This window comes from Acinetobacter sp. YH12041, assembly GCF_013419975.1.
Taxonomy (GTDB): Bacteria; Pseudomonadota; Gammaproteobacteria; order Pseudomonadales; family Moraxellaceae; genus Acinetobacter.
The window spans coordinates 240,397-260,865 of the sequence record NZ_VOZC01000004.1 but is presented as its reverse complement, the minus strand read 5'-3'; the positions used below and the strand labels follow the sequence as shown (position 1 = coordinate 260,865).

Genomic DNA, 20,469 nt, shown 5'->3' with positions numbered 1-20,469 from the left:
TGAAAACCTTCAAAATCCTTGCTGAGCGTTATCGAAATAGAGGTAAAAGGCTTGGTTTGAGATTCAATTTAATCGCTGGAATCTACAACTTGGAACTGAGCAAAAAATGATTTATGAAAGAGGTCTAATAATTTCAAAGACAAAATCCTGGCAAGATACCAGGATTTTTTATATTCACTTTTGGTCATGTCATATGACCACTAAATAATTTTGAAAATTTTGCCGCTGATGGTGCTTTGAAAAAACATTTCAAAACTTGGGCGAATATTTTCACCTTCAACCGTAATATGTTTAACGTTAGAATCCGATTGGGTATGAACAAAATCAGGGTCAACAGTAGCCTGAATCACGTATTGAACACCGAATTGATCTTTCACATTAATATTTTGCTTAAGCATAAATAAACCTTTAGTAATGATTATAAGAGAGATCGGCTAGAAATTGGTTAGCCAATATATAATTTAAATATTAAATAACTTTATGATTTAATTTAAATAATTGATTTAAAGATGTATAAAATGTACGACCGTCTAGATTCAGGTCAACTTCGATTCCTGATTGAAGCAGCACTCTTTTACCTACTTCAATTTCCTTAAAACCTTGACGTGTATTTTGCATTTTATTCAAGGGAATCAAAGAAACAATAATTTCTGTACCATTTTTAGATTTTGCAATTAATTCATTAATTTTTAACAACTTGTATCCTATTTTTATACTTCTTCCAATCTAGAAAAAGCTTTTTAACTTTTATTTAAAACAATAAAAAAGCACTGATGCGTGCTTTTTTATTCTACAGACTTATAGCGCAGTAATATTTACAGCATTTGGGCCTTTTTGACCTTGAACTACGCTGAATTCAACTTGCTGACCTTCCATTAAGGTTTTAAAACCTGAACTAGCAATTTCACTGAAATGAGCAAAAACATCTGGACCAGATTCTTGTTGAATAAAACCGAAACCTTTAGTTTCGTTGAACCACTTTACAGTACCTTTAACAATATTTGAGTTTGACATAATAAAACCTACTAATTTTTAATAATTTTTAGTCATCTGAATGACCAGTTGTAACTTTGAAAATAATAAAGAATGGAACTTAAAATCTGGATAAAACGAAGGATTATGAATAAAACGACGATACTTAAGGAAGATTTTTTGCAACAAGACTTTTTCTAGTTAAGGCCAGTATACAGGAAGATTTAAAATAATCAAGTTTTCTTATATATATATTTAATTACTTTATAAATATTATTTTATTATTTACAGAATTTCCATTATATTTTATTTAATTTCAACGACTTGATAAAATAAATCCATATTGCTTGAGTGAGTTAAACTTCTACATTTTAGATTACCTTCGCTTTCTCCAAACAAAGAAGCAGAGAAATAACAATGTCATCGCTCTGCTTTACTTAATTTTAGACTGCCCTTTCCCTAATAATATTAAAAGGTCACACGCTTATATTCCCGGTATTCCGGTATCCAGAAATTCGCATCTATGGCTTTCTGCAGCACATCAAAACCAACTTTTGGAGCAACGCCATCCTCAACCGCAGCGTGCGCAACCCTTAGAGCAATAATCTTGGAAATATGCTGAATCTGATCCAGATCTGGCAACAAATTGGCGGTTGGGTCTTGAAGTTTTGGAGAGCATTCTGCTAAGGCATTACTTGATGCCATCAGCATATTATCCGTGACTCGTGTAGCGCCTGAAGCAATCACGCCTAGTCCAATTCCCGGGAAAATATAAGAGTTATTACATTGAGAAATAGTATAAATGTGTTCCTGATAATTAACGGGTGCAAATGGGCTACCTGTAGCAATCAGGGCTTTTCCATTGGTCCATTGAATAATATCGGCTGGAACAGCTTCTACGCGAGAAGTAGGATTCGATAAAGGAAAGATGATCGGATGTTCACAATTTTCAGCCATGGTCGTGATTACTTCTTTACTAAATAATCCCGGCTGTCCAGATACCCCAATCAGTACTGTGGGTTTTGCATATTTGATGACATCCAATAGAGAAATAATCTCTTCGGCATTTCCCCATTCAGCAATATTTTCTGGTTCTTGAGCCAGTTTTCTCTGGAAATTTAATAGGTTTGGCTGGTTTTGAGTAATAAGGCCGAAGCGATCCACCATAAAAACCCGCTTACGCGCTTCAGCATCAGTCAGGCCTTCTGCCACCATTTTTGCCACAATCTGTTCAGCGATCCCACAACCGGCTGAACCTGCTCCCAAGAAAGCAATGGTCTGATCTTTTAATTGTTTGTTTGACGCATAGGAAGCCGCAATCAAACTGCCTACTGCCACAGCTGCCGTACCCTGAATATCGTCATTGAAGCAACATATTCGATCTCGATATTTTTCCAGTAAAGGCATGGCATTGTGCTGGGCAAAATCTTCAAATTGAATCAGTGCATCGGGCCATCTTTGCTGAATTGCCTGTATCACCATTTCGACAAATTCATAATATTCATCACCGGTGATACGAGGCTGACGCCATCCCATATAAATCGGATCATTCAACAACTGCTCGTTGTTCGTGCCTACATCTAAGGTAATTGGTAAGGTATAGGCCGGACTAATGCCTCCGCAGGCCGTATATAAAGCCAGCTTTCCAATCGGAATACCCATTCCGCCAATGCCTTGATCACCTAAACCAAGAATGCGCTCTCCATCCGTAATCACAATCACTTTGACATTTCTTCGATTCACGTTATGCAGGATGTGCTCAATATGATCCCGATCTGGATAGGAAATAAAAACCCCGCGATGACGGCGATAAATCTCGGAAAAATGCTGACATGCTTCTCCTACCGTTGGCGTATAGATGATCGGCATCATTTCGCTTAAGTGATTTTCAATCAAATGATAGAAAAGCGTCTCGTTGGTGTCCTGGATGTTACGTAGGTAAATATGCTTATTGATTGCATCATTGAATGAGCAGTATTGCTGATACGAACGCTGACTTTGTTCCTCAATCGATTCGATCACTTGGGGCAAAAGTCCATGTAAATTAAAATGAATACGTTCTTCTACAGAGAAAGCTGAGCCTTTATTCAGCAATGGGAGTTCAAGTAATGCAGTGCCTGCGTAGGGAATATAAAGTGGACGTTTAGGATTCAGAGGTTCAGTTGCCATTTTTAACTCGCACTTTAAAATTCGACATAAATGAAAGCCGAAAAGAACAAAAAATTATCCTACTATCGTAGTCGACTTTCAGCTGTTTCAGTCATTCAGCGAATTAATAATGAAAAATGTTCTATTTAATAAACTAATAACGGCAATAAAATAAGCTCTAAATTTTTATATCCTCTTTTTCAGATAAAAATTTAGATCATACTTTTTTAATTGAGACTTAAGCTCAATGACTGGGATTAAATTTTAGAAATTAGAGCCATATATGCATTCGTTTTTATTCATTCATTTTTTAATAAGAAAATATCTTAGAAATTAGATCAATTAGCTTGTTATCTATCTGCTTTATCTAAAAAATCAGACAATTTCCCACTCAATAAAACTTAGGCAATAAAAAACCCCGATCAATGATCGGGGTTTTCCGTATCTGGCGGAAGCGGTGAGATTCGAACTCACGGAGGGGTATAAGCCCTCGTCGGTTTTCAAGACCGGTGCATTAAACCGCTCTGCCACGCTTCCATGTCCGCAATAATACGGAGCTTTTAGGTGACTGACAAGTGAAAATTACAGTGAATCTCATCAACTGCATATAGTTTCATCAAATCCTTACAATTTTGCTGCCAATTCTGCCCCTTCACGAATTGCACGCTTGGCATCCAGCTCAGCAGCCAGCTTTGCTCCACCAATAATATGGTAATTCGCTAGAGTCTTTTGATCATCTGAAGGCATAACATCTTTGACTGACTCCTGACCAGCACAAACGACGACCGTATCTACACGCAGCAACTGATCATGCCCATCCACTTCAATCCACAAACCTTCATCCATAATCGATTTGTAGTGCACACCGCGTAACATGCGTACGCCATGTTTTTTTAATTGGGCACGATGAACCCAGCCCGTGGTTTTACCTAAGCCTGCTCCTAAAGCAGTAGTTTTACGCTGCAACAGATAAATTTCACGTACAGGTGGCTCGACTTCTGCTGGCTGCAGTCCGCCTTCACTTACATAATTTGCATGCAGATCTACACCCCATTCCCGTTTCCATTCATCTACAGGTTGCGGTTGTGGCTGATGCGGTGGCTTTAATAAAAATTCTGATACATCAAAACCAATTCCTCCGGCACCAATGACAGCGACACGATCTCCTACTGGTGCGCCGCGCAATACTTCAGCATAAGACAGGACTTGAGGTGCATCACTACCTGTAATTTTCAATTCACGCGGAACAACGCCCGTAGCCACAATGACTTCATCAAAACCTTCGCGTTCCAGTTGCTCCCGATTCACTCGAGTATTTAAACGGACATCTACCCCGGTTTTTTCCAGTTGTACTTTGAAATAACGAATGGTTTCGTGAAATTCTTCTTTGCCTGGAATCACTTTGGCCAGATTAAATTGTCCACCCACTTCATTAGTGGCTTCAAACAAAGTCACATCATGACCGCGGCTGGCAGCGACTGTAGCTGCGGATAAACCTGCCACTCCACCACCTACCACGGCGATGCCTTTAGGTTTTTTGGTTTTGACATAAACCAGTTCGGTTTCATAGCCGGCACGTGGATTCACCAGACAGGTAGCACGTTTATTTTTAAAGGTATGATCCAGGCAGGCCTGATTACAGGCGATACAGGTATTAATTTCATCAACTCGATTGGTTGCTGTCTTATTCACCCAAAATGCATCTGCCAATAACGGGCGTGCCATTTGCACCATATCTGCCTGACCCGATGCCAAAATCGCTTCAGCAGTTTCTGGCATATTGATCCGGTTCGATGCAATGACTGGAACAGCGACATGTTTTTTGACTTCTGCGGTGTAATCTACGAATGCGGCACGAGGAACAGAAGTGACAATCGTCGGAATACGTGCTTCATGCCAGCCAATACCGGTATTGAGTAAAGTTATTCCAGCCTTCTCTAATGCTTTAGCGACGGTAATAACTTCCTGCATCGTATTGCCATCATGTACCAGATCTAGCAAGGACAAGCGGAAACAGATAATAAATTTTTCACCAATTTCAGCACGAATCGCTTTAACAATCTCCACCGCAAAACGCATGCGGTTTTCAATTTCTCCGCCCCAGCGATCAGTACGCTGATTGACGTGACGGCTTAAGAACTGGTTAATCAAATACCCTTCCGAGCCCATGATTTCCACGCCGTCATAGCCCGCTTTTTTAGCCAGTTTTGCAGTTTTAACATAGTCCTGAATCGTATCCAGAATCTGGTTTTCAGACATCTGACGTGGTTTAAAAGGTGAAATTGGCGATTTAATCGGACTAGCAGATACCACAAAAGGTTGATAGCCATAACGTCCGGCATGCAAAATCTGCAACAGAATCTTGGCCCCATGCTTATGCACGGCATGCGTAACCAGTCGGTGCGGTGCAACATCGCCCAAGGTATTCATGGTTCCGCCAGCAGGCAATAACCAGCCTTGACGATTGGGTGAAATCCCGCCAGTAATCAGGAGACCCACACCACCTTTGGCACGTTCACCAAAATAAGCGGCCAGTTTAGGATAATTATAAAAACGATCTTCCAAGCCCGTATGCATTGATCCCATCACCACACGGTTTTTAATCGTGGTGAAACCCAGATGTAATGGTTTTAAAATATTTGCATAGCGCGTCGTTGTCATAAAATATCCCTGATTCTTATTTGGCTAAAAGCTTAAATCTTATCAATGTACTTTAACTGATTTTCAGGGGCTTTTTATGACTATCAGGTCCGCTTTCTCAGGCACAAATACCAATTGTGGTATTCATGCTGTGCCTGAGTGATGGATTTATTGCTGCCATTGATTTTTGCTGGATTTCCATAAGGCAATTACTCCGAGTACTGTACCAATAGGAAAACTGAGCAGCATCAGGATCGCCATAATTCTGGACAAGGTGCGTCCTGAACCATTGCCCTGTTTGACCTTGAGACAGGCCTGAATATTCAAAACAATCAGCACAGCTAAAAGTAGTAACACAATACCCAGACTCAGCATGGAAATCGTCGACTGCTGATATTCCAGATATAAAAATGCAACCGTACTAAAAACCAGCAAACCAGCATAAATTCCATGCACAATTGACAGAGTTTCATTCTTGGCAGCAGGTTGCAGATTAGGCAAAGGAGGAATATTCGGACTCATGTGGGGTATCCTAAAGATGTTTTTTCTTAATGATGTTATTGAATCTTCCCAGATTTTCCTATTTTTTAAGCGTTTGTCAAAAATACGGTAATTTTATGATTATCTAAGCCTATTGAATCAAGATTTTGAAACGAGTTTTTCTTTTCTAAAGCAAACCTAAATAAAATAATGATACAATTGATGCAATATGTGTTTTTTCAGGCCACCACTTCTGGCGTGCCTATTTCATATCATTAGGATGAACAATGTCTGATAATGCAACTATCTTGCAGAATGTCCCAGTAGGCAAAAAAGTTGGTATTGCCTTTTCTGGCGGTCTAGATACTTCTGCAGCTCTTTTGTGGATGAAACAAAAAGGCGCTGAACCTTATGCTTATACAGCAAACTTGGGTCAGCCAGACGAAGACGATTACGATGCAATTCCAAAAAAAGCTGAAGCTTATGGCGCAGTAAAAGCACGTTTGATCGACTGCCGTTTACAGCTTGCATTAGAAGGTATTGCTGCAATTCAATGTGGCGCGTTCCACATTTCTACAGGTGGCGTTCCATACTTCAACACGACTCCTCTTGGCCGTGCAGTGACAGGTACCATGCTGGTAACTGCAATGAAAGAAGATGACGTGAACATCTGGGGTGACGGTTCTACTTATAAAGGTAACGACATCGAGCGTTTCTACCGCTACGGTCTATTGACCAACCCTAACCTGAAAATCTACAAACCTTGGTTAGACCAGACCTTCATTGACGAGCTAGGTGGCCGTGCAGAAATGTCACAGTTCCTGATCGACAATGGCTTTGACTACAAAATGTCAAAAGAGAAAGCTTACTCAACTGACTCAAACATGTTGGGTGCAACTCACGAAGCCAAAGATCTTGAATACCTGAATGCCGGTATCAAAATCGTTGATCCAATCATGGGCGTTGCATTCTGGAAAGAAGACGTTGAAATCAAACCTGAAGAAGTATCGATTACTTTTGAAGAAGGTTTCCCTGTTGCAATCAACGGTCAACGTATCGAAGATCCAGTTGAGTTCATTCTTGAAGCGAACCGTATTGGTGGCCGTCATGGTCTAGGTATGTCGGATCAGATCGAAAACCGTATCATCGAAGCGAAATCTCGTGGTATCTACGAAGCTCCGGGTATGGCCCTTCTTCACATCGCTTATGAACGTCTGGTCACTGGTATTCATAACGAAGATACGATCGAACAATACCGTATCAACGGTCTTCGTTTGGGTCGTCTTCTGTACCAAGGTCGCTGGTTCGATTCTCAAGCATTGATGCTTCGTGAAACTGCACAGCGTTGGGTAGCTAAAGCTATCACTGGTACTGTGACTTTAGAACTGCGTCGTGGTAATGACTACACCATCATGAACACTGAATCTCCTAACCTCACTTATGAAGCTGAGCGTTTAACTATGGAGAAAGGTGATTCTATGTTCTCTCCAGCGGATCGTATCGGTCAGTTGACTATGCGTAACCTGGATATCACAGATACACGTGCGAAACTGAGTATCTATACAGATTCTGGCTTACTTGCAGTAGGTACAGGTTCTGCAGTACCTCAATTAAAAGACAAAAACAAATAAGTTTGTTTTAATGTCAAAAAAACCGCTCATCTGAGCGGTTTTTTATGGATTCGATTTAGGTATTCACACTGTTGGGATTTGCAGTGCGTATGGATTGGTAATAAATCTGGTTTCGACCCAACTGTTTGGCCCGATACAACGCCTGATCAGCAATTCCCAATAAGGCATCCTTATCAATGAAGTCTTCACCACGATAAACGGTGATGCCTAAACTAATGGTGATATGGTCAGCTACACCAGATTTCTCATGTGGAATTTCCAGACGCTCAATCGCATTAAAGATATTGGAAGCAACTGCATAGGCGCCATGCGCATCGGTTTCCGGAAGCAATACGACAAACTCCTCGCCCCCATAACGGGCCACAAAGTCCATATGCCGGATCGCATTTTTAATAGTGAAGGCTATACTGGAAATGACATCGTCCCCTTTTTGATGTCCATAAAAATCGTTATAGTTTTTAAAATGATCCACATCGATAAATAAAATCGCCAAAGCATGCTGATTACGGCGAGAACGTTCAAAGAAGATATCCAGTGTTTCATCGAAAGTTCGTCGATTAGAGATTTTGGTCAGCTCATCATGCTGGCTTAAATGCAACAATTCTGTGGTATGAATCCGCTGAATTTTCTCACTGATTCTAGCCCGCATGGTATATAGAAAAATCATGCGCTCACGGGCAAAAAGCATATAACTAATCACACATCCCAATAGGCTACTGCCAATTAGAATCCGCCCCAAGACCAGCGCATTAAATTCGATCGATAACACGGATAACAGCCAGACCGTACAAAGTGCAGCAAACAACCCCGTGATTAACATCTGTAAAGGTTTTACTCCGGTCAGAATATAACCCAGAATGTAGATAATAGTGATGATCGCCATCGACTGATGTTGCAAGCTTACTGTTTGAATGGACATGGTCAGATAGGAGGTCGAGACTATCATCCAGAACATTAGCAGCATGGAAGCCTGCGGAAAAAAGCGTTTGATTTTAGGCAGACAGGAGAAGAAATAAAAAGCAAGTAAAGCGAGACTACCATTGATCAGCCCCAGCATACAGCGCACAAAATCTTGTACAAAATATTGTGAATCGATAATCCAGTAGTCGGTCGGAATCATGACCAGCAGAAAAATAAAATAGGTCAGTACACCTGCCCAGACATATTTTTCGACATGTTTACGTGCTCGCTCCAGGTTTTTGCTCCAGAACTCCTGTTCCAGATTCTGAGGGAAAACCGAGCCTACACGCTGACTTTGCCGTGTGATTAATTCTTCTATTTTTTCTTTTTCATCTTGCAATTTTGCTAGATTGTACTTGTATTCCATTGCCAAGTATTTATGTAATTTTTTTATTAATTTTAAAATATCATACTTTTATAAATTAATTTATAGATATCCCTTATTTTGTATATATTTCTCGTTACCATTTTAGGCATAGATGCATTATCATTTGTTTTATTTCTCCGATTGAATTCGCCTTGAATACGATTACCCTTCTCCAGCCAGACGACTGGCATGCCCACCTGCGTGATGGTCACGCTCTGCAACGCACCGTTCCTGATCTAGCTAAACAGTTTTCCCGCGCCATCTGTATGCCGAACCTTGTTCCACCGGTTAAAACTGTGGAAGAAGCATTAAGCTACCGTGAACGTATTATGGCGCATGTTCCTGAAGGTAGCGATTTTGATCCACGCATGGTGCTGTATTTCACAGATAATACCTCTCCAAGTGAAGTCAAAAAGATTAAAGATTCTGAGCATGTCAATGCTATTAAACTTTACCCTGCTGGCGCAACCACCAACTCGGATAGCGGTGTAAGCGACATTCGTAAAGTATATTCAGTCATTGAACAGCTTGAAGAGCATCAGGTGCCTTTATTGCTGCACGGTGAAGTGACGCATAATCATGTCGATATTTTTGACCGTGAAAAACGTTTCCTTGATGAAGTCTTAGCACCATTACTAAAACAGTTCCCGAAACTGAAACTGGTTCTGGAACACATTACTACCAGCGAGGCAGCTAATTTCGTACTGGAACAGGATCGTAATGTGGCTGCGACTATTACCCCACAGCATTTACTGTTTAACCGTAATGATATGCTGGTTGGTGGGATCAAGCCGCACTTCTATTGTCTGCCAATTTTAAAACGTCAGACGCATCAGCAAACGTTGCTTGAAGTGGCAACGAGCGGTAATCCTAAATTTTTCTTAGGCACCGACAGTGCACCGCACTCAAAAAATGCCAAAGAAAATGCGTGTGGCTGCGCAGGATGCTATAGTGCTCCGACTGCAATTGAGTTATATGCTCAGGCCTTTGATCAAGTAGGTAAAATCGACCGCCTAGAAGGTTTTGCCAGCCACTTTGGTGCAGATTTCTACGGCCTCCCACGTAATACCAAAACCATTACGCTGGTCAAAGAAGATCAAGTTATTCCTGAAAGTCTAGACTACTTGGATGGTGAACAAATCGTTCCGCTATATGCAGGAAAAACCATTCAATGGAGAAAAATGTGACAAATGAAACTCTTCCAGTCATTGGTCAGCGTTTCCGTGGATTTTTGCCTGTTGTTGTCGATGTTGAAACAGCAGGCTTTAATGCACAGACTGATGCCTTGTTAGAAATTGCGGCCATTCCTATTGTTTATAATGAAGATGGCCAGTTTGTGCCCGGTGAAGCTTACCACGCACATATCAATCCTTTCGAAGGTGCCAACCTGGATCGCCGCTCTTTGGAATTTATCGGGATTGACCCGTCAAATCCGATGCGGATCGCAATGGCTGAAGATGAAAAAACCGCGTTAAAACGTATTTTTAAATCGGTCAATGAAGTGCGTCGTCAGCAAAATTGTACGCATGCCGTTTTGGTCGGTCACAATGCGCATTTTGATTTGGGCTTTGTACAGGCAGCAATTGCCCGTACCGGAACCAAAAACCAGAATCCGTTTCACAGTTTTTCTGTGTTTGATACCGTGACTTTAAGTGCGGTGATGTTTGGTCAAACGGTTCTGGCTAAATCTTGTATTCAGGCCGGTATTGAGTTTGATGGCAAAGAAGCACACTCTGCGTTATACGATACGCAAAAGACTGCGGAACTGTTTTGCTATATTTTAAACAAACTCGCACCTCACCTGCTTGACACTTTGGTGGCGGATCAATAAGATACCGCCATCTTCTAAACGTCCCTATCGTCTAGAGGCCTAGGACATCGCCCTTTCACGGCGGTAACCGGGGTTCGAATCCCCGTAGGGACGCCATCTTATTTATCCCCTTCTTCTTTCATTTTTTCCAAGAAAACTCTTTTTCTTATTATTGCTTTCAATACTATTGTTATAAATTTCGCATGACTGAGTTTGGTGCCCTTTCTCGTTTGCTTAGGCTATAATCAAGTTGATGTTAGGTTTTGATCAATTTTCCCATGCTAAAGAAAATCCTGCTTGTTTTACTTATTCTGGCACCTTCAGCGCTTTATATTTATGTGATCAGTCGCGATGATAAAACTGCTGAGAACCGAGCAGAAACTACGCCTGCTGAAAAAACACCGACTGAGCAATACCAGACTCCCGATCACTAGTTTTTAAGAGGCTTTGCAAATATTTATTTTTTAAATTAAAAGAAGAACTTTATGAGGAAATTCCAATTTATGTGATATTTCACATAATTAAAACTAAAATACTTTTTTTAAATCTCTCCTTTTAATTGAGCTATGCAATCTCCCTCTCCACCTTCACAGCATTCGTCTGTTGAGGGTCAAACTCCGTCGTTAAAACGTGCCATGGGCACACGTCATCTGATCATGCTTTCCCTTGGTGGCGCTATTGGTACCGGCCTGTTTATGGGTTCCGGTGAAGTGATTTCACAAGCTGGACCTTTGGGCGCAGTACTGGCCTATATTATTGGTGGCTTGATCGCCTATATGGTAATGCTCTGCCTCGGTGAACTGGCCGTACATTTACCCGTGTCTGGTTCTTTTGGTGCCTTTGCAACCCATTATATTGGGCCGGGTACAGGCTATATGGTGTCCTGGATGTACTGGCTCGGCTGGTCAGCCACCTTGGGTACCGAATTTACTGCCGCTGCGATTCTGATGCAGGAATGGTTTCCCCAAACTTCGATCTGGTTATGGACATTGATCTTTGCTGCAGGTGTACTGCTCTCCAATTTAAGCTCAACCCGTACCTTTGCTGAATCAGAATTCTGGCTGTCACTGGTTAAAGTTGCGACTGTACTGATTTTCATTATTCTGGGCTTTGGCTGTATCTTTGGCTTTATTCCATTCCAAGGTTATGAATCCGCACCGCTGTTCAGCAATCTGACTGAACATGGCTGGCTGCCAAATGGTTTAATTCCGTTATTCACTACCCTGCTGATCGTGAATTTTGCCTTTAACGGTACCGAGATGATCGGGATCGCTGCCGGTGAAACCGAAAATCCTGAGAAAAATGTACCGAAAGCGATTCATGCTGCGGTATGGCGTCTGATGATTTTCTTTGTTGGCACCATCATTGTGATCAGCTCGTTACTGACTTATACCGATGCAGGTCTACAGGTCGGTGGTCATGGGGGCTTAAGCAGCAGTCCGTTTGTATCCGTGTTTACCCAGATGGGTATTCCTTATGCCGAAGATTTCATTCGTTTCGTAATTATCACTGCGCTGCTCTCTACTGCAAACTCTGGACTCTATGCAGCTTCACGTATGATGTGGGCATTGTCTTCACAAAACCAGTTACCGCGACTATTTGCCAAAGTCAGCAAATCCGGCGTGCCTTATGTAGCAGTTTGGGTCACCATGATTGGCGGCTTGCCTGGTCTGCTCTCTGAACAATTTGGTGCAGATGTCATCTTTAAAAACCTGATGGGCGTGGCCGCTTTTACCATGGTGATTGTCTGGATGAGTATCTGCTGGAGCCAGTTTAATTTCCGTCGCCAATGGCTGAAGTCTGGTCATAGCGTCTCTGAACTAAAATTCCGTACACCTTGGTTCCCCTTAGTTCCCACTCTAGGTTTTGTAACTTGTACTGCAACCGGTCTGAGTATGGCAGCTGACCCTGAAATGCTCTCTGGTTTTATTGGCTGTTTATTGTTTATGGCTGCATGTTATGCAAGTTATTACTGGCTTTATCATCAAAAAGCTTAAGTTCTAAACTTTTGAACTGAAATAATTTCTTTAATAAACCCAATTCCGATTGGGTTTATTTTTTCATATCAGGTAAATCCGTTCAGAAAATAATATCTTAATAAAATAAAGTTTTTGTTTTGCCTAATGTTTAAACTGTTAAATACATTTTAGTAAAAACTCTTTTGACAAAGTCCGGCTTAGTCCTTAATATAGCCATCACCTCGCAACGTCCCTATCGTCTAGAGGCCTAGGACATCGCCCTTTCACGGCGGTAACCGGGGTTCGAATCCCCGTAGGGACGCCATTATCTGATCGCTCACGATCAAGTCTTATACATAATCCATATTAATACGTTGCAGATTTGTAGTTTTTCACTACAATAACCCGCTTCATTCTTTTATTTTTTGACTCCTATGCACTCATCTCCGAATGATGCTACGCATCAGGGCAATTCTGCGCCTTTAAAACGCGCTATGAGTACTCGACATCTGGTCATGATTTCGCTTGGTGGCGCAATCGGAACAGGCCTATTTCTAGGTTCGGGTGAAGTCATTGCACAAACGGGGCCTGTAGGTGCCATTCTTGCTTATCTCCTTGGCGGGATCATCGCTTACATGGTTATGCTATGTCTGGGTGAACTTGCCGTTCATATGCCCGAATCTGGCTCATTTGGCGCCTATGCCAAACGCTATATTGGACCGGGGACTGGCTACACCATTACCTGGCTATACTGGCTGACCTGGTCAGTGACCCTGGGAACTGAATTTACCGCTGCAGCTTTATTAATGCAGGAATGGTTCCCGGATAGCTCCATGTGGATGTGGACACTGATTTTTGGTGCTTTCGTATTCGCACTGAATATGATTTCCACTCGCTGGTTTGCAGAGTCCGAGTTCTGGCTGGCACTGGTGAAAGTCGTTACTGTCGTAACCTTTATCCTGCTTGGCCTACTCGCTATCTTTGGTGTAGTAAGCTATCAAGGACAGGAAGCTGCCCCGCTATTCAGTAACCTGACAGCTCAAGGCTGGTTCCCCGAAGGTCTGTTCCCAATCTTCACCACCATGCTGATTGTAAACTTTGCTTTCTCTGGAACTGAATTGATTGGTGTGGCTGCGGGTGAAACAAAAGATCCGGCCAAAAATGTACCGAAAGCGATTAATACTGCAATTTTCCGCTTACTGATTTTCTTTGTAGGTACGATTATTGTGGTGACCTCCCTTCTTCCGCATCAGGAAGCAGGTCTGGCAGCTGAAGGTGTCAGTAGCAGTCCATTCGTGACAGTATTCCAGCATATCGGTATTCCTTATGCCGAAGATATTATCCGCTTTGTGATTATCACAGCATTACTATCTGCTGCTAACTCAGGTCTATTTGCTGCATCCCGTATGATGTGGTCATTGTCTTACAGCAAACAGTTACCAGCGGTATTTTCCCGCTTAAATGCGCGTGGTGTACCTTATATTGCAGTCATTGTCACCATGATTGGCGGTATGCCTGGCTTGTTGTCTGAACAGTTCGCACCGGAAACCATCTTCACTAACTTGCTAGGTATTGCAGCATTTACCATGGTAGTGGTCTGGATGAGCATCTGTCTGAGCATGTTCAACTTCCGCCGCGAATGGTACAAACAGGGTAAAACAGCAAAGGATCTTGATTTTGCTGCGCCATTGTTCCCGATCGTACCGATTCTGGGTTTTCTGTTCTGTCTGATTACCTGTATCAGTATGGTGTTTGATCCGAGCATGCGTATCAGTTTCTTTGGCTGTCTGGTATTTATTGCACTGTGCTATGCCAGCTACTACAAGTTCTATCACAAAAATGCTTAAACATTAAAATGACTAAAAGAGCAGCTTCGGCTGCTCTTTTTTATTTATACTGAAAATGTTCTAGGCAGCCAGCGTGGTGTGTCGATGAAAATTATTTATATTCATGGCATGAATAAGCAGAAATTTAGCTCTGCGTCCCTGCGTCAACGTTGGCTGAGTTTGCTAAAACATGGTCTGGAACAGTCGCATCAACAAACACGTTTTGCCTACCTCAAACGGCATATCCGTATCCCTTTTTATGGCGACTTACTGTCACGTCATCATTTACATAATGTGCTAAATGCCAGTACATTGATGCCGCAAGACTGGCCTCGCTTTCCTTTCCAGTCTCCAGTTAAATCCCAGCCACCACCACCCCATCTCAATCAATATTCACCTGAAATTTGTGAAATTCCCGAGCTAAAGGTTGAGGATGCCATGACCTTTAACCAGAAGCTGAAGTTTATTAGTATATTAAGCCGGAATACTCTATTACGGGATTTTGTGATTTTACTGAATCATTTCCCTCGCCTGCATGATACGCTGATCAAAAAATTTCTGATCGAAACCTATTCTTATCTAGCGAATTCCACATTCATGCAGCAGGTACATCAGCGAATTGGTCAACAACTGCATGGCGATAAACCCTGTATCCTGATGGCTCATTCTTTAGGAAGTGTGATTGCCTATCATTATCTGCTTCTGCACCCGGAACTGAATGTACAGCGTTTTATCAGCATGGGATCACCAATGGCTTTCCGGGTCATTCAGGAACATTTGCCACAGCCTGTTCATCGGCCAAAAGCTATTAAAGGTGACTGGATTAATTTTTATTGCAGTGATGACTTTTTAACTGCCTTTCCATTATCAGAACCGCCTTTTCAGTTTCAGCCGGCAATTATCAATCGGGAGATTCGTACTTCAATTTATCATCCGCATGATATTGATGGCTATGTCCAGCATCCGGAAGTCATCGAAGCCCTACTGGAATTACTCTAAAAAGCACCTTAATTTACAGATTTAATTTTACTATTTCCTTTGCATTATTTTTCTGCTGAGTAAAATTCTTTATTCATACCTACTCATTTTGTGGTTTATTTATGACTCTTTTATAAATATACATATGTCTGTTAATTATTGTTTTATCAAAGATAATTTACACATTAACACCACAAAAAGCGCTGCTTTTGCTACGTTAATATTTTCTATACTGTAAATATAATTCTATCGAACTCAGTGGGGTGTCGATGAAAGTTATTTTTATTCATGGAATGAATCAGCAACATCATAGCGCTGCCTCCATCCGGCAGCGCTGGCTACATATACTTCAAAAAGGGATGCGTAAACATCAACAAGATGCCAGATTTAGTTATTTAAAACGTCACATTCGTATTCCATTTTATGGCGATCTGCTTTCACGTTATAACGTCCGCAATATTCTAGAAGCTGGCACCCTGATGCCCCAGGAATGGCCTAGCTTTCCTTTTCGTAAGCCTGCTCAACCTCAGCTTCCCGCCCCTGTTCCACGTCCTGGTTGGCGTAGGCCCACAATTACCGATTTCGCCCAACCCAGTTCAAGTGACACCATGGATTTCAGGCAGAAATTCAATTATTTTACCGCCCTCGGCAGGAATGTGGCGCTTCGGGATTTTGCCTTATTACTCAATTATTTTCCCACTCTGCATCGCACTCTGTTGCAGAGATTTCTGATTGAAACTTATCTTTATCTCGATAACCCTGATTTCATGAGGAAAGTGCATGAACGGATTGCCCGACAACTGAGTGGTCGCAAACCCTGCATTGTCATTGCCCATTCTTTAGGAAGTGTGATTGCCTATAATCATCTTATCCAGCACCCTGAACTGAATGTACAGCGTTTTATTACTTTAGGTTCACCATTAGCCTTTCAGGTGATTCAATCCAGCTTGGCACAGCCGGTGGTACGACCTAAGGCAATTAAAGGCGACTGGATCAATTTCTACTCAACGGATGATTATCTCACCGCCATTCCGCTTACCGAACCGCCATTCAAGTTTGAACCTGAAATCATCAATCATGGCATTCGTACGCATATTCACCGTCCACATGATATTACTGGCTATTTACTGCATCCGCAGGTTGTTGAAGCCATTCTGGAATTGCTTAAAAATCCGGCCTAAATCCTGCATTTTTCAAGTATTCTGCTAATATTGTTTTAAATTTATGCACTCAAAAGAAAATTTCCAAAAAACTCTGGAAAAGCGTTTGACACCCCCCTGTTTTCACCCTAATATACGCCCACCTCTGAAACGTCCCTATCGTCTAGAGGCCTAGGACATCGCCCTTTCACGGCGGTAACCGGGGTTCGAATCCCCGTAGGGACGCCAATTTCAGAAGTAATATTTTATTAAGTCCCTATCGTCTAGAGGCCTAGGACATCGCCCTTTCACGGCGGTAACCGGGGTTCGAATCCCCGTAGGGACGCCATTACTTTAGATCAAAAGTTCTGGTTTAAAATATCACTTCTACATTGTCCCTATCGTCTAGAGGCCTAGGACATCGCCCTTTCACGGCGGTAACCGGGGTTCGAATCCCCGTAGGGACGCCATATTCGAGATAGTTAATTTAATTAACTTCTCATAAAAAAGCCCAAGCATGATGACTTGGGCTTTTTTATTATTTGTTTTTTTGCTTGTTCCTTCATTCCTGTTTTTAACGTTTGATCAAATTGTCTCGATTGCAATTTTATTTGTTTATAAATAATTCATTCAAAAATCTTATTCTTTTACATTTCTCTTCAACTCGTTATCCATTCATTTTCATTTACAGCAATCGCACTATAAATCCGAACAAAAAATCAACACCCGTGGTATAAGCATGCCGTTAAGTTAGAAAGCATAATATATCTGCAAGGATCAGATTATGTTCGTCAGTACAAAGTTAAGTTCGCCTGAATCATCTATTAAAAATCATAATCATCAATTTAATAACTTTAAAGATTGGGTCAACTTCTTTCAAGATCAACAGATTTCGACGGCAGTAAAGACCGAACAGGCTGAGAACTATTTAAGAGATTTAATCCAGCAAGTTGATGTGGCTGGGCTGGAATGGCTGGATCAACCCAGACATGTAGAGCAACATTTTCTGGAACAGCACCACCAAATCTGCGCAATCTTCCAGTCTTATGTAGAGCGGCGTAGACAGCAGCAAGGACGTGAATACTTCCCGACTGTGTCACATGCATTTGAGTTCCTGGCCAAAGTCGCACCTGTAAAACTGGTAGACGGCTCATGGCTGTATTCAACTGTGCAAAACTGGAATCGTCCGGAAACCAAAGACCTGATTTATATCTATCTGGAAGAACTAGGCATGGGTCATACCCGTGCCAATCATGTCACCATGTATCAGGACTTGCTGAATCATTATGAGCTGAACAGCTATGCTGAGCAACTGGATGCCAGCTATTATGAACAAGCAGCCGTGCAGCTGGCTTTGGCCTATGCGCCGCCAGAATATCTGCCGTTAGTAATTGGTTTCAATCTGGGTTATGAGCAGCTGCCATTACATCTGTTAATTACCAATTATGAGCTGTCTGAACTCGGTATTGATCCACATTATTTCAATGTACACATTACCATTGATAATGCTCACAACGGTCATGCACAAAAATCGCTGCAAGCCTATTTAGATCAGTATGCACTCGCTGAAGATCCTGCCCAGTATCTAGACCTGATTAAAAAAGGTTATGTGCTGAATGACATTGGTAAAAGTTCTTCCCAGATCATCAAGCAACTGGATACTGAAAAACTGGCTTTGAAAGTATTTCAGAACAAAGCGCTGATTGGACAATATATCCATAACCAGAAATGCCAGTTTAGTGGCAAGACCATTAATGAGTGGTTATCCGATCCGGCACAGATTGCAGACTTCTTGAAAGTCATGATTGAAAAAGGCTGGATTGTAAAAGATGCACCTGTAGAACAAAGCCGGTTCTGGAAAATGATTGATGATCCAGATGGCAAAATGTTTGGTGTATTTAATGCGACTGAAAAACAGATTATTAAAGACTGGATTCAAGGTGAGACTTTTGCCGCTCGTCTGTCATCACGTAGCAGATCTCAAGTTCATAACCAGATGGAACCGGTATTGAACCGTATTGACCAGCAACAGATCCATCAGCTGAAAAGCCGTCTGAATCGCTGCGCTGCTGCCGAACAAAAGATTGATTTATTGATTCCTTACGTGGCACCGCATATGCATCATCAGGAAGTGGGCTTGTGGGCAACACGTCAGCTTTCTCAGTTGCTCTTCCCTTTTCAGACTCAAGCCATGACTTATTCTTAAAAAGGTCATTCATAAAAAAACAGGGCATTTTATATGCCCTGTTTTTGCTTCAATGCATTATACAAATTAAGCCGATTTACGTGAATTGATCTGACCTTTAATCACAGCTTTCACATTACCTTTTACGTAATTTAAAAATACCTTTAAAGGCGACAGTTTTGGATTTGGTCGATTACCTTTGGCAATTTCTTTAAATTGTGCGGCATACCAGATGATTTCCATAATCGCCATTTTATCGATCATTGGAATACCGGTTTTAATTTTCTCAACTGCATAACGTACATCCTGTCCAGCCACCAGACGGTTACCCAGATCAGGCTCGACCGCAAATGGACGTGCAATACCGACAAAATCACATGCGCCGCTGTCAAGGGCTGCATTCATACCCACTGCGGTACGGAAGCCCCCCGTCACCATTAAATAACAATTAACTTCCTGACGGATCTTTTCGGCAAAATCGAGGAAATAGGCTTCGCGGGCAACCGTTGATGCTTTACGTTTCTCTGCTTTTACTCCGGCCATTGCAGGTGCTTCATAGGTTCCGCCAGAAACTTCAATCATATCGATCCCGACTGCATCCATCGCCTTAAAGACATAAATAACGTCTTCTTCACTAATGCCACCGCGCTGAAAGTCTGCCGAGTTTAATTTCACTGAAATGATAAAATTCTCTGAAGTTGCTGCACGCACTGCCTTATAAGCCTCTAGCAAGAATCGGCTGCGGTTTTCAATACTGCCACCCCACTGGTCTTGGCGCTTATTGGTCAGGGGCGATAAAAACTGGCTAATTAGATAACCATGCGCCCCATGTAACTGCACGCCTTCAAATCCCGCCTTTTCGCAAATGGCAGCTGAAGTCGCAAAGCGCTGGATAATATCTAAAATTTCATCTTCACGCAGTTCACGTGGCGTACCGAAACTCATCGCCAATGCTGGACTAAAAGGTACAGCTGAAGGTGCTACGGTTTCTTTATTCAAGCCTTTTGGGCACTGACGTCCAGGATGAGATAACTGTACCAGTTGCACCATGCCATGACGTTTGCCGACATTCGCCCAAGCTTTTAACTTTTCCAGGTCACGTTCAGTTTCTACTACCACTACACCGGGTTCATTCTTGGCACGAAAATCCACCATGACATTACCCGTAATCGCACAGCCTAAACCACCTTTGGCCCAAGCTTCATATAACTTTAAATGGGCCTGATTGGGTTGGCCTGCATCATTGGCCAACGCCTCACTCATGGCACCTTTAATGATACGGTTTTTAAACTGGGTATTACGGATCTGGATGGAATCGGCCAATTGTGTCATGTACTTTCCTGAAATGTTTATCTTATTTTGTATGTGTTATAAC

The 20,469-nt window shown here is 42.0% G+C and carries 17 protein-coding genes, 6 tRNA genes and 1 pseudogene; 15 read left to right on the top strand and 9 right to left on the bottom strand.

The features are described 5' to 3' along the window. Positions 1-110 (top strand): annotated as a pseudogene (locus FTU00_RS05125) (IS5/IS1182 family transposase); the annotation flags it as partial. Positions 111-200: 90 nt separating this feature from the next. Here FTU00_RS05125 and FTU00_RS05120 read toward each other — a convergent pair. The 7 genes from FTU00_RS05120 to FTU00_RS05090 all read right to left on the bottom strand — a co-directional run bounded on the left by FTU00_RS05120 (position 201) and on the right by FTU00_RS05090 (position 6,282). Beyond that, on the bottom strand, positions 201-398 hold the full coding sequence (locus FTU00_RS05120; protein WP_034706083.1) for a hypothetical protein: 198 nt from the start codon (positions 396-398) through the stop codon (positions 201-203). A gap of 70 nt (positions 399-468) precedes the next feature. Further along, a complete protein-coding gene (locus FTU00_RS05115; protein WP_004782813.1) occupies positions 469-696 on the bottom strand; it encodes a hypothetical protein in 228 nt (75 codons plus the stop codon). A gap of 102 nt (positions 697-798) precedes the next feature. Beyond that, a complete protein-coding gene (locus FTU00_RS05110) occupies positions 799-1,014 on the bottom strand; it encodes a cold-shock protein (protein WP_004782814.1) in 216 nt (71 codons plus the stop codon). A gap of 426 nt (positions 1,015-1,440) precedes the next feature. After that, positions 1,441-3,141 (bottom strand): NAD-dependent malic enzyme, encoded by a 1,701-nt coding sequence (locus FTU00_RS05105; protein WP_180179237.1) that lies wholly within the window; start codon positions 3,139-3,141, stop codon positions 1,441-1,443. A gap of 425 nt (positions 3,142-3,566) precedes the next feature. Further along, a tRNA-Ser gene (locus FTU00_RS05100) sits at positions 3,567-3,657 on the bottom strand. Between the two features lie 87 nt (positions 3,658-3,744). Next, positions 3,745-5,781 (bottom strand): NADPH-dependent 2,4-dienoyl-CoA reductase, encoded by a 2,037-nt coding sequence (locus FTU00_RS05095; protein ID WP_180179236.1) that lies wholly within the window; start codon positions 5,779-5,781, stop codon positions 3,745-3,747. A 147-nt stretch (positions 5,782-5,928) separates the two neighbouring features. Continuing rightward, positions 5,929-6,282 (bottom strand): hypothetical protein, encoded by a 354-nt coding sequence (locus FTU00_RS05090; RefSeq protein WP_004782834.1) that lies wholly within the window; start codon positions 6,280-6,282, stop codon positions 5,929-5,931. A 245-nt stretch (positions 6,283-6,527) separates the two neighbouring features. Here FTU00_RS05090 and argG point away from each other — a divergent pair, with 245 nt between their 5' ends. Beyond that, positions 6,528-7,871, top strand: a complete 1,344-nt coding sequence (gene argG / locus FTU00_RS05085) for an argininosuccinate synthase (RefSeq protein WP_180179235.1) — start codon at positions 6,528-6,530, stop codon at positions 7,869-7,871. A 55-nt stretch (positions 7,872-7,926) separates the two neighbouring features. Here the strand turns inward: argG and FTU00_RS05080 are convergent, their stop codons facing one another. Continuing rightward, positions 7,927-9,198 (bottom strand): GGDEF domain-containing protein, encoded by a 1,272-nt coding sequence (locus tag FTU00_RS05080; protein WP_180179234.1) that lies wholly within the window; start codon positions 9,196-9,198, stop codon positions 7,927-7,929. Between the two features lie 152 nt (positions 9,199-9,350). Here FTU00_RS05080 and pyrC point away from each other — a divergent pair, with 152 nt between their 5' ends. The 13 genes from pyrC (at position 9,351) to FTU00_RS05015 (ending at position 19,115) form a co-directional block, all read left to right on the top strand. After that, a complete protein-coding gene (pyrC, locus tag FTU00_RS05075) occupies positions 9,351-10,385 on the top strand; it encodes a dihydroorotase (RefSeq protein ID WP_004782837.1) in 1,035 nt (344 codons plus the stop codon). After that, on the top strand, positions 10,370-11,029 hold the full coding sequence (gene rnt, locus FTU00_RS05070) for a ribonuclease T (RefSeq protein ID WP_034704922.1): 660 nt from the start codon (positions 10,370-10,372) through the stop codon (positions 11,027-11,029). The genes pyrC and rnt overlap by 16 nt, the downstream gene beginning before the upstream one ends. 20 nt (positions 11,030-11,049) lie before the next feature. Beyond that, positions 11,050-11,125 (top strand) — tRNA-Glu (locus tag FTU00_RS05065). Positions 11,126-11,286: 161 nt separating this feature from the next. Then, positions 11,287-11,442 (top strand): hypothetical protein, encoded by a 156-nt coding sequence (locus FTU00_RS05060; RefSeq protein WP_004782839.1) that lies wholly within the window; start codon positions 11,287-11,289, stop codon positions 11,440-11,442. A gap of 132 nt (positions 11,443-11,574) precedes the next feature. Next, on the top strand, positions 11,575-13,005 hold the full coding sequence (locus tag FTU00_RS05055) for an amino acid permease (RefSeq protein WP_159123358.1): 1,431 nt from the start codon (positions 11,575-11,577) through the stop codon (positions 13,003-13,005). A 210-nt stretch (positions 13,006-13,215) separates the two neighbouring features. Continuing rightward, a tRNA-Glu gene (locus tag FTU00_RS05050) sits at positions 13,216-13,291 on the top strand. Positions 13,292-13,400: 109 nt separating this feature from the next. Further along, positions 13,401-14,813 (top strand): amino acid permease, encoded by a 1,413-nt coding sequence (locus tag FTU00_RS05045; protein WP_163171691.1) that lies wholly within the window; start codon positions 13,401-13,403, stop codon positions 14,811-14,813. Between the two features lie 84 nt (positions 14,814-14,897). Continuing rightward, on the top strand, positions 14,898-15,791 hold the full coding sequence (locus FTU00_RS05040; RefSeq protein ID WP_180179233.1) for an alpha/beta fold hydrolase: 894 nt from the start codon (positions 14,898-14,900) through the stop codon (positions 15,789-15,791). A gap of 248 nt (positions 15,792-16,039) precedes the next feature. Next, positions 16,040-16,951 carry an alpha/beta hydrolase gene (locus FTU00_RS05035; protein WP_180002323.1) on the top strand — a complete coding sequence of 304 codons (912 nt, stop codon included), beginning with the start codon at positions 16,040-16,042 and terminating at the stop codon, positions 16,949-16,951. 131 nt (positions 16,952-17,082) lie between these two features. Further along, positions 17,083-17,158, top strand: a tRNA-Glu gene (locus FTU00_RS05030). 24 nt (positions 17,159-17,182) lie between these two features. Next, positions 17,183-17,258 (top strand) — tRNA-Glu (locus FTU00_RS05025). A 45-nt stretch (positions 17,259-17,303) separates the two neighbouring features. Continuing rightward, a tRNA-Glu gene (locus FTU00_RS05020) sits at positions 17,304-17,379 on the top strand. 314 nt (positions 17,380-17,693) lie between these two features. After that, positions 17,694-19,115 (top strand): iron-containing redox enzyme family protein, encoded by a 1,422-nt coding sequence (locus tag FTU00_RS05015; protein WP_180179232.1) that lies wholly within the window; start codon positions 17,694-17,696, stop codon positions 19,113-19,115. A gap of 66 nt (positions 19,116-19,181) precedes the next feature. On the opposite strand, the gene FTU00_RS05010 is transcribed toward FTU00_RS05015, so the two are convergent. Then, positions 19,182-20,426, bottom strand: a complete 1,245-nt coding sequence (locus tag FTU00_RS05010; protein ID WP_180053185.1) for an NADH:flavin oxidoreductase/NADH oxidase family protein — start codon at positions 20,424-20,426, stop codon at positions 19,182-19,184. Between the last annotated feature and the right edge of the window lie 43 nt (positions 20,427-20,469).